The following is a 10,067-nucleotide window of genomic DNA, read 5'->3' on the forward strand; positions in this document are numbered from 1 at the left end:
GACTATGAACTATAAGCTGACTATTTACAACAATAAAGTTTATAAAGAGCTAAGCCTTACAGAATACATGGATCATGTCACTGTCGGTACCGGTAAGAACAGCAAAGTGTGCTTTTTTACAGAGGACATTGGCAGAGACTTTGAGATAGAAGTCATAAAGCAACAGGGCGAATATATTGTTTCATCTTCTCAGGATCTGTTCTTTAACACTGATTCTGTAAAAGAGAAGATTCATGTGCTTAGAACCGGCGAGAGCATAGATATATGTGACGGAAGAACGGAAAGCGTTATCCTTTCGCTTGAATTTGGTGAGGATTTTGGCGATGTTCAGGATAATTACAATCTTGATATCAATATTTCCGGAATCGGGGCTATGTCGATCGGAGGAAGAAACGATGCAGATATATTTATTTCCGATAGTGCGCTTGCGAACGATATCATTGTGCTAAGCAGAAGTGCCGAAGGATTTTTTGTTGACCTATCCGCAAGTCGTTATGGTGTTAAGATAAACGGCGTTAATTTAAAGAAAAAGGCCAACATTATCCTTAAAAACAAGCAGTTTTTGGAATATTGCGGTAATTTCTTTTATCTGGAAGGGGATCACTTATTTACTTCAGATAGCGGAGAGATAAGAACAAGACTCCAGCATGTGGACAACTTGCCACAGAAGAACCATTTTAAATATCCGCAGTTTATTAGAAGTGCGAGACAGCAGTACGCAGACCTTGAAGATAAACCGGAAATTCTTCCGCCCAAGACGGCTCCTACGGAACCGAAGAAGAACCTTATCAGGATATTACTTCCGGTAATTTTGATGCTTGTTCTCATGGTGTTTGTCAGAGGTATGCTTATGCCGGGCAACAAGCTCTACATAGTGTATTTTGCAGCATCAATGATTATAAGCGGAAGTATGTCGGTTTGGAATTACTTTGATAATGGCAAGGACTACCGCAAGAAAAAAGCAAACAGAATAAAAGTTTATAACGAGTATCTCGATAAGAAAGAAGAAGAATTAACCAAATTAAGAAACGATGAGAGAACGCTTATTTCCGAGAGAAACAGATCGGTTGAAGAAACCGTAAGAAATATAAGCGATTTCAGCGCAAGACTGTTTGAAAAAGAGAAAGATCATGAAGACTTCCTCGATATCAGAATAGGAACGGGAAGAGTTGAATCAGAGTGCCAGGTTTCTTTCAGAAAACAGGAATACCTTGAGACTGAAGATATGCTCATGGATTATCCTGAGAAGATACATGATAAATACCAGTACATAGATGGTATGCCGGTTGTACTTCAGCTGGGCAAAGTCAATGCCGTAGGTATTATCGGTATCAGGGACAAGCTGTATCAGATGATGAAGAATATGATCATTACGGTTTCCGGGCAGCACTTTTATGATGACGTAAAAGAATTCCTGATAGTAGGCAAGGAAGATGTAAGGTATTTTGAATGGACAAGATGGATCAAGAACTTTAATGAGGGTTCAACGGGAACACGCTTTATCATTCACGATGATGAAAGTTCCAAGTCAGGTCTTGAATTCCTGTATGCTGAACTTGCTGCGAGAGAGGCACTCAAAGAGAAGGAACTTGAAGAATTTGCGCACTTTGTAGTGTATGTTTATCGCTCGGACAAATTCATGGAACACCCTGTTAAGGAATATGTCCATAATGCAAATAAACTTAAGTTTACATTTGTATTCTTTGAAGAATTTGAAGAGCTTTTGCATAAAAATTGTGATAAGAGAATATTTTTGGAGCCTGATAAGAATCATGGATTTATTCAGGATACGGAAGACGGAAATAAGATTCAGTATTTTGACTATGATCATATCTCAATGGATACGGTCAAGCAGTGTGCAAGAAAACTTGCACCGGTGTATGTAAAAGAGCTGAGTCTTGAGAGTACTCTTACCAAGAATATATCTTTTTATCAATTGCTTAATATCATGAATGCTCATGATCTGGATCTTGGAAAAAGATGGAGCGAGTCAAAGGTTTACGAATCAATGGCTGCGCCGCTTGGAGTAAAGAGTGGTGATGAGATTATCTCACTCGATCTGCATGAGAAATATCACGGTCCTCACGGACTTGTTGCAGGTACTACCGGTTCAGGTAAATCTGAGATTATGCAGTCATATATTTTGTCTATAGCGACTTTGTTTCACCCTTATGATGTGAGTTTTATCATTATCGACTTTAAGGGTGGTGGTATGGCGAACCAGTTTAAAAACCTGCCACATTTGAACGGTGCTATTACGAATATTGACGGAAAGCAGATTAACAGATCGCTTAAATCAATCAAGGCGGAACTCATAAAGAGGCAGGAGCTTTTTGCCAAGTATGAAGTTAACCAGATTGATAATTATATAAAGTTGTTTAAAGAAGGAAGAGCGGAGGTTCCGCTTCCGCACCTGATTCTTCTTGTCGACGAGTTTGCGGAATTGAAAGCAGAGCAACCTGATTTCATGAAGGAGCTTATCAGTACTGCGCGAATAGGACGAAGCCTTGGTGTACATCTGATACTTGCGACCCAGAAACCTTCCGGTGTCGTAAATGATCAGATCTGGAGTAACTCCAAGTTCAAGCTTTGCTTGAAAGTACAGGAGAAGAGCGACAGTAATGAAGTACTTCACTCCCCGCTTGCTGCAGAGATCAGAGAACCCGGACGAGCTTACCTTCAGGTTGGTAACAATGAAATATTTGAACTTTTCCAATCTGCTTATAGTGGAGCTCCGGCACTTGTACAAAGTACAAATGCAAAGAGAAAGTTCAGTATAAACAGTGTAAGCCTTTCAGGAAAACGAAGAGTTATCTATGAGCAAAAGCCTGAGAAGAATGAAGCTTCCCTGACTCAGCTAGAGGCTATGGTTGACTATGTCAATGAGTACTTTACGGAATCACATATCAAGAAGCTTGATGACATTATTCTTCCACCGCTTCCTGAGATGATACCTTATCCTCGTAAACTTGAGAAAAAAGGAACCGACATAACTGTTCCGATTGGAATATATGACGATCCCGACAGACAGGCACAAGATCCGTTTGAGATCAATCTGTCAAAGAGTCATTACTATATACTCGGATCATCGCTTAGCGGAAAAACTGCTATGTTGCAGAGCATAATGATGGGAATAACCGCTAAGTATTCTCCAAACGAAGTAAACATCTACATTATAGATTTTGCTTCTATGATGATGAAGGTATTTGAAAGTCTTAACCATGTTGGAAGCGTAGTTACGATTGCGGATGAGGATAAACTTAAGAACCTTATCAAGATGCTTTTGGAGAAGATCGGTCGCAGAAGAAAGGCTCTTGCCGATAAAGGACTCAGTTCTTTTAGTTCATACAGAGAAGCGGGCTATAAAGATGAACCGCAGATAATAGTATTCATAGAGAACTACACAGTCTTTAAGGCTACATTCCCTGATTATGAGAATGATATCCTGGCAATATGCCGAGACGGTGTGGCGAATGGAATATCGGTTGTCTTTACCAATCAGCAGATGTCCGGAATCGGGTATAAGCTCATGTCGAATATCGCAGGAAAGATTGCTCTTAACTGTAATGATAAAGGACAATATGTATCCTTGTTTGACAGATGTAGGATTCATCCTGACGAAGTTCCGGGAAGAGGAATTACAAAGTTCGGAACAGAACTTAAGGAATTCCAGGCATATATGGCATTTTCATCCGAGAAGGAAATTGACCGAATCAATAAGATCAAAGAGTATATTAAGGCTTGTAACCAGAAATATGCTTCGGAAGTTGCCGAGAGAGTCAAATTTGTTCCGGCTGAACTATCAGAACAGTATCTAAGAGATACTTGCGGAAATACAAATGTCGATAACGGCAAGCTGCTGTTTGGTCTTAATTATGCAAAGGTCGATCCTGTATATCTTGATCTTTTGGCAGGAAGAGAGATTGCAATATCAGGTAGAGAGGATCTTGGAAGAAAGAAGTTTGCAGACTATATTATCGGCAAACTCATAAGTGCGGACAGAGATGCGGCATTAAGACTGTATCTGCTTGATACTGAGCAAAGAGAATTCGAAGCAACCGCACATGATAACAACATAATGTACTATTCATCAAATGCAATGGATGCTATCGAGGTCATCGAAGACCTTTATGAAGATATAAAGCTTGAAAATGACGATGACAGCGGATCAGAAGCTGAACCGCTCAAAGTGATAGTATTTGCAGATAGAAAAATAATGGGAATTATTGGAAAGGAGGAGAGAGTTCTTGAGAAGTATTTAGAAATTGTAAAGAATGCAAAGAAAAACAAAGTATGCATTATGTACACCGATGTGGAAAATGTTTCGGTTACTCCATTAAGTAATCCGATTAGCACACACATCAGAGATGAAGGCGAAAAGATATTCTTTGAAGGCATAAGAGATATTACGCTTGTAAAAGTACCGCCTCAGATACTAACTACGGTAAAAGTTGCTATGAACATCGGCGATGCATTTTACATAAATAACTCAAAGATCAAGAGAGTAAAAGTACCTCTTGGATAAAGAAAAGGAGAATAATATGAGTAAAAAAGGTGTAAACGTAGAATTTCTTGATGACAAGTCTCGTCTCTTAGAGGCCGGAGCACAGGATCTTGATGATTTAACATCACAGGTTGCAGGTCTTCAGGGACCTCTTGAAGAGTGCTGGCAGGGATCAGAAGGAGAAGCATGTATCGAATTCATCAACAATCTGTCAACTAAGATGGGTAAGATGTCTGAGCAGATTCGTAAGATCAACGAATGGGTAAACAGTGTTTCTAAGAGCTACCAGGAAGATGCAGAGAACGGACGCAGAGCGTACGAATTTTAAGATAGAAAAAGGAGAACTAATATGGGTGCAAATGGTATGATCGCTGGTGATAGCGGAATAATTTCAGAGAATGGTGCGAAGTTGGTAGACTTTGCTACAGATTTAAGAGAGAAGCTTTCTTCAATCAAGGGTGAGGTTGATGAGATTACTGAAGAGGGTATCTTCGGAGATGCAGCAGCAACACTTCTTAGCGTATATTATGATCTTGATACTGATCTTAATAAGTATGCAGATACATTGGAGGCACTTGGAGGCAATGTAAAGGCTTCAGCAAGTAACTTGGAAGAAATTGATACAACACATTCTTCAGGACTTTCATACGAAGGATAATGTTTTATCGACCTATGACAGTGTCAAAGCTGTCTTAGGTCTTTACAAAAATAGCGTAATATTAAAGGAGGAATATAAATGTCTAGAAAGTCAGATATAAAAAATAAAATTGATTCACTTGAAGGAAAGAAGAGTGGATATGAAAGTCAAAGGGATGATTTAAAGGGATTACAAAAGGATCTTATGGCAGATGAAAAAGATCTGAAAGAAAATATAGCGGATCCTATCGCAAAATATAAAATTGGGGGAGAGTCCGGAGATGATTGGATAGGCCTTAACTTCAATATTGCAAAGGATAAGAGAAAAGAAATTGACTCGGCTCTAAAAACTTATGATGGAGAAATTTATACATTAAATGGTGAGATAACTGAAGCAATAGCGCAATTAGATGCAAAAATTGAGGAGCTCGAAAGTGAAATAGCAAATTTATGGGATGAATATGAGAATGCATCCGATGATGATGATAATAATAACAATGGTAATGAGAGTTGATAACAGGAGGAATATAGAATGTTTATAAAGGCTAGAAAATATAGGCAAGTAGAAGGGACTCCTTCCGCAAGTGTTGGGACAAGTAGTTCATCAGAAATAAAGATTGATATAGAAGAATACAATAAGAGAGTTAATAATATATCCACTCAGACAGATAAAATAATACAGACTTATTCAGGGTATGTTGAACCGGATAGTGTTTGCAAACTTAATTCTGTTATTCCTGATTATGAACAGGCAGATCATGAAGTGGAAGATTTGCTTAGGCTCTTAAAAGTAGAATTGAAGAAGGTAGTTAAGGTTATGAATGAAATAAGAGCGGATTATGAAAAAGTTGATGAAGAGAAATCTCAGGAAGCAGCAACTAATTTAAGTGATCCGTCAGGAAGAGCTTCCGGTGGCAGTTCAAACTAGTGAAATCGCTATATGGCAAATATAATTATGTTGATATTTCTGCATAATTATAAGTGGAGAGTAATGAACTGAGGGATTTAACAAAAAACAATGCTTATGTTTAAAAAGGAAAAAGTAAGATGGGAAATACACAAGGATTTAATGGGGAGAACATAGAATGGCATCAGGAGAAGATAAGGGAATACTTTAATGAGTGTTTTAAAGAGATATATAACCCTTTTCTTCATATGTCATCAGATCTTATGCAGGCACTGAATGCATTTGTAAATAATGAGACACATACAGGACCGGAAGCGGATTCTGCAAAACACTTTATAAGTGAGAGACAGGCGGCACTTGTACAAGATACTATATACTGCATCCAGAAACTTCAGAGTATGATGCAGGGAGAAGGATTTGGAAGTGAAGTTGCACTTTTGGAAGATTTTATTGCCGATCTTTCAGAGGAGGAGCATGCAGTAATCAAGAAACAGCATCTAGAAAAGGTCATAGAGGACTTTGCCGGTTACAACAATGCGTTTCTTGAACTTCATCCTAAAATTTCCACTATACATAGAAATGTTGAAAGTATCGCAAACAGTTGCGATGCTATATCAAGGAAAGAATATACCAAGCCTCAGCCAAGAAATCCTCATCTTACAATGAATGCTTTCACAAATACTGATAAGAGCGAAGGATGTGTTCCTAAATTTTTAAAGGATTTTCTTGCATTTCATGAAGAGCATTCAAATGATATAGAAGGCAGTGCATTCAAGCTTACTTTGGATGCAATTGTAGAAAATCTTCATGCGATAATAACCGGTATGGAGAAGGGAACATTTGATGTTACAAAGTATGATAAGACAAGGGATAACATCAAATGGAAGGATCCCAAAGATATACTGCCTCCTGAGGATGCTGAAGAGTACCTTAAGTATATGGCACTATATCAAGCATATCTTAAGGGAATGATCCCAAGATGTCAGGTTTATTGTTATGATCCCGTAAATCTTAATAACGGAAATTATATAAATGACAGGGAAGACCTTAACATTTCCGGAGTTTATCCGTTAACTGTAAGGCGTTTTTATAATGCACAGAGTGACAATAGCGGCTATTTCGGCAAGGGCTGGACCGGTCTTTTTGACATGCATCTTTCAAAAGAGGGCGAAGACGATGATAGCAAGATAAAGCTTGTCTTTTCCGACGGTCATGAGGGAAGCTATGTAAGATACTTTACCAAGGCTTCCACAAAAGAGAAGAAGCGCAAGGATAACGCGGCTGTAAGTGACGCTGACAGTAAGAAGTATGATCTTGCTGATCTGGAAGAGGTTGAGTTTGTAACAACAGCTGATGGAAGAACTCTTGTAAAAGAGGACTATGAGAACGAAGAGAAGGAATATATAGAAGAACACGGTGAGAGCGGAAGACTCATTGAGTGCAAAGACTATTACAGACTTGTTCGGGATGACGGATCTTATACAGAGTTTAGAAAAGATGGAAAAGTATCAGCTTTTGGTAACGAGAGGACAGAACTTGCAAGAGTAGAGTATGACGGCGAGCGTCCACTGGGAATCAGTGCTGATTCAAGATATATAAGACTGTACTTTGACGGAAACGGATGCATAAGTGCAGTAAAGGATAATACAGGAAGGACTGTAAGATATGAGTATGAGGAAAAGAATGGTTCATATCTTCTTACAGTTGTCACATATCCTGACGGAACAACAAGAAAGTACCATTATGATGAAAATGGAATAATCAATGAAGTTGATACTCCAAGCATAACAAACTTCCTTAATAATGAGTATGACGATAAGAAGCGTGTAACAAAGCAGAGTTTCCCTGATGGCGGAGTCATCACATACTCATACGATGAAGAAAATCATATTACAACAGCAACAGAACAGAACGGACTTAAGGTCGAGTATCTTTCTGATGAGTTTGGCCGTCATATAGGAACAAGATACCCTGGACAGGGAATTGGTGAGAGATATACTTATAACGATAAGAATCAGAAGACGACAGTAACTGATAAGAGAGGATATACTACAAGATTCAGTTATGACAACAGAGGTCATCTTACAAAAGTAATTGATGCAAAAGGCAATATAACAAATATCACTTATAATGCAGCAGGAAAACCTATAGTTGTAAAGGGACCTGATGGAGCGACTTATAAGTATTCCTACAATGAGTTTGGAGAACTTACAAATGTTCTTAATCCCCTTATGGAAGAGAGCAGACTCTATTATGATGAAAACGGTCAGGTAGAGCGTATAAGGGATGCAGAAGGAAACTATACATACATTAAGTATGATGATAATAAAGATATCTGCTATGTAAAAGACAATAAGGGCGTAGAGACGTTCTATGAAAGAGATAGCCTTGGAAGGGTTATCTCTACAAAGGATGCCCTTGGAGCTAAGACATCTTATAATTATGATCTCATGGACAGGATCAGTAAGGTAATAGATCCTCTTGGAAATGAGACGAGATATTTTTATGACAAGGCCGGAAAACTTATAAGAGTAGTAAATGCTGACGGAACAGTAAAAGAATGGGCTCATAACAGCATAGGAAAAATATCGGAATATACTGATGAATCCGGAAGGATGACACAGATAAAATACAACAACGTCTGGAATGAAGAAGAGGTAACTCTTCCTAACGGCGGAAAGATAACATATGAGTATGACCTCTTAAAGCGACTTGTAAGGGTAACAGATCCCGAGCATAGGGTAGTTTCCTACGATTATGATGAAAATGACAACGTTATAGCGCAGTATAACGGAGATATAAAAGTAAGAAGCCTTACTTACGATTCAGTCGGAAATATTATTACAGAGACAGATGCTCTCGGACATGTAATGAAGTATGACTATGACGTAAATGGCAATCTAATCGCAATAACAGATGCCCTTGGAAATAAGTATACTAGGGAAATAGATCTTCTTGGAAGAGTAATAAAAGAAACAGATGCCCTTGGAAACAGCATAAGCTGTACATACACAAAGCTTGGCGATATACAGAGTGTGACAGATGCAGTGGGACGAGTAAGAAGATTTGATTACAGAAAAGGTCAGCTTATTGCTACATATTTCTGTGACAGACTTGAGCAGAAGCTTAGTTATGACAGGTTTGGAAGAGTAGAAAAGAGAAGCTTTGCTGACGGATATGAGATCAGCTATTCTTATGATGCACTTAACAGAGTGGAAAAAGTAGAAGGTTCTGACGCAAGATGTGTAGCCTATGAGTATGATTCAATGGGCAGGGTAATAAAGGTAGTTGACGGAAATAGCACAACTCTCTATACCTATACACCTACAGGTCGTCTTAAGAGCGTTATAGATGCACTTGGAAATGAGACAGCCTATACTTATGATGCTCTTGATAATCTTAAGAGTGTCCACAGGGCAGAAGGCCTTGTAAGTGATGAGGAAAGAGCAGGGGACGTATTCCCTACAGTTGGAAAAGACGGTCATGTAACAATCTATGATTACGATCTTTCGGGTCAGCTTACGAACATGACAGATGCACTTGGCCAGTCAGAGCGCTATGAGTATGACCAGTACGGCCGCCTTAAGACAAAGACTGACAGGGATAACTATGCTACTACATATGAGTACAACAATGCAGGTGCAGTGACAAAGGTAGGATATGCTGACGGAAGAAGCGTTGCATTTTCTTATAATGCGCTTAACCAGCTGGATCAGATAAATGACTGGTATGGAAAGACAATCCTTGAGAATGATATCTTAGGACGCCTTACAAAGGTAACAGACTTTAAGAACAGGACAGTAGCATATGAGTACGGTGCTACAGGAGAGAGGACAAAGCTTGTCTATGCTGACGGAAGGGAAGTAATCTATAACTATGATGACAAGCTTCAGTTAAAGAGCATCATAGGAAACGGCGAAGAGACAACCTATGCTTATGACGAGATTGGACGCCTTGTAAGCAAGAACTTCGCTAACGGAGTAAGTCAGGCTTACACATATATGCCGGGTGGAAACCTTG

6 protein-coding genes are annotated in these 10,067 nt (G+C 38.9%); all 6 read left to right on the forward strand.

From position 1 onward, the window contains the following. Positions 1–4: 4 nt before the first annotated feature. The gene (essC, locus tag T356_RS20360) at positions 5–4,525 is read left to right on the forward strand and encodes a type VII secretion protein EssC (RefSeq protein ID WP_051563319.1); all 4,521 of its coding nucleotides are present in this window, start codon (positions 5–7) and stop codon (positions 4,523–4,525) included. Between the two features lie 16 nt (positions 4,526–4,541). Further along, positions 4,542–4,832: a WXG100 family type VII secretion target gene (locus T356_RS0109120; protein WP_026514224.1), complete on the forward strand. Its 291-nt coding sequence runs from the start codon at positions 4,542–4,544 to the stop codon at positions 4,830–4,832. Between the two features lie 21 nt (positions 4,833–4,853). Next, positions 4,854–5,162, forward strand: a complete 309-nt coding sequence (locus T356_RS0109125; protein WP_026514225.1) for a WXG100 family type VII secretion target — start codon at positions 4,854–4,856, stop codon at positions 5,160–5,162. A 78-nt stretch (positions 5,163–5,240) separates the two neighbouring features. Then, on the forward strand, positions 5,241–5,654 hold the full coding sequence (locus T356_RS0109130; protein WP_026514226.1) for a hypothetical protein: 414 nt from the start codon (positions 5,241–5,243) through the stop codon (positions 5,652–5,654). Between the two features lie 18 nt (positions 5,655–5,672). Further along, positions 5,673–6,068, forward strand: coding sequence for a hypothetical protein (locus T356_RS0109135; RefSeq protein ID WP_026514227.1), 396 nt, complete (start codon positions 5,673–5,675; stop codon positions 6,066–6,068). A 119-nt stretch (positions 6,069–6,187) separates the two neighbouring features. Next, positions 6,188–10,067: DUF6531 domain-containing protein (locus T356_RS0109140; protein WP_026514228.1), on the forward strand; the 3,880-nt coding region annotated here is incomplete at its 3' end.

It is taken from the genome of Butyrivibrio sp. LB2008 (assembly GCF_000621565.1).
GTDB lineage: Bacteria > Bacillota > Clostridia > Lachnospirales > Lachnospiraceae > Butyrivibrio.